We start from the raw sequence: 1,300 nt of genomic DNA, 5'->3' as shown, positions 1-1,300 counted from the left end.
GCGCGGCGCAGCTTGGAGTTCAACGCCTCGAGCTCGCGTTCGTGGTGTAGATGATCCGGCGCACGCTTTCGGGGAAGGCGAAGAACGGCACCACGTGTTGCCAGTTGCGCCGCCAGTTCTGGGTGATCGCCGGATACCGCTGGCCCCAGTAGCCGGCCTCGAAGTCCTCCAGGGCCTTCATGCCGGCTTCGGCGTCCTTTGCCCGGTAGATCGCGCGCAGCGCCGGCACGACCGGCTTGCGATCCTTCCACGACACGAACTCCAGGGAATGGCGGATCAGATGCACGATGCAGGTTTGGACCACGGTCTGGGGGAAGACGGCGTTGATCGCCTCGGGGAAGCCCTTCAGGCCGTCGACGACGGCGATCAGGACGTCGGCGACGCCACGGCTCTTCAGCTCGTTCATGACACGCAGCCAGAACTTGGCGCCCTCGGTCTGCTCGATCCAGATGCCGAGAATCTCCTTCGTGCCGTCCGGCAGGATGCCGAGCGCGACGTAGACGGCCTTGTTGCGCACGAAGCCCTCGTCCCTGATCTGACCCGGATGGCATCGAAGAAGACCAGCGGATAGACCGCATCCAGCGGCCCGTTCTGCCACTCGGCCACTTCCTCCAGGACGGCGTCGGTGACGGCCGAGATCAGGTCCGGCGACACGTCGATGCCGTAGAGCTCCTCCAGATGCCCGCGGATCTCGCGCACCGTCATGCCGCGCGCATACATGAAGATGATCTTGTCGTCGAAATCGGGAAAGCGGCGCTGGTATTTGGCGATCAGCTTCGGATTGAAGGTTCCGGCACGGTCGCGCGGGATCGTCAGCGTCATCTTCGATGTGCCCGTCAGCACTGACTTTCGCGAATGGCCGTTACGGCGATTGGCATTCCCCTCGGTGTTCTCGTCCTCAAGGTGCTCGTCGAGTTCAGCGTTCAGAATCCGTTCCGAAAGCGCCTTCTTCAGGTCGTCGAGCAATCCGTCCTTGGCAAACACCTCATTCGGATCGCGGCCGGCAAGCAGTTGGTCCAGAAGTTCCTTCTCGATAGCCATGTGATGATTCTCTCCTTTCCATCATCATGGGCCTCGCGCACAGAGTTCCTGACAGTCCCTCAGCCGCCGATCCGGACCATCAGAACCTAAGTCAGGAATGACTGGCATCTGTCGATGCCGGCTCAATACGCCCAGCGGCAGAGGGGCAAGGTCAAGCGTTCCGAATGCGCTCCCCTGCCACCTGCCACCCGGCTTACTGGGTTTGGGCTCGGATGAACTCCCGTGGCAGGTGGCAGGTGGCAGGTGGCAGGTGGCAGGT

1 pseudogene is annotated in these 1,300 nt (G+C 62.5%); it reads right to left on the bottom strand.

The annotated features are described in order from the left end of the window. Nucleotides 1-1,041: pseudogene (locus EOC06_RS37430) on the bottom strand (IS256 family transposase); the annotation flags it as partial. Nucleotides 1,042-1,300: the final 259 nt, after the last annotated feature.

This window comes from Mesorhizobium sp. M7A.F.Ca.MR.362.00.0.0 (assembly GCF_004023175.1).
Classification (GTDB): Bacteria; Pseudomonadota; Alphaproteobacteria; order Rhizobiales; family Rhizobiaceae; genus Mesorhizobium.
The sequence above is the reverse complement of the archived record's forward strand: the minus strand, read 5'-3'. Positions and strand labels throughout refer to the sequence as shown.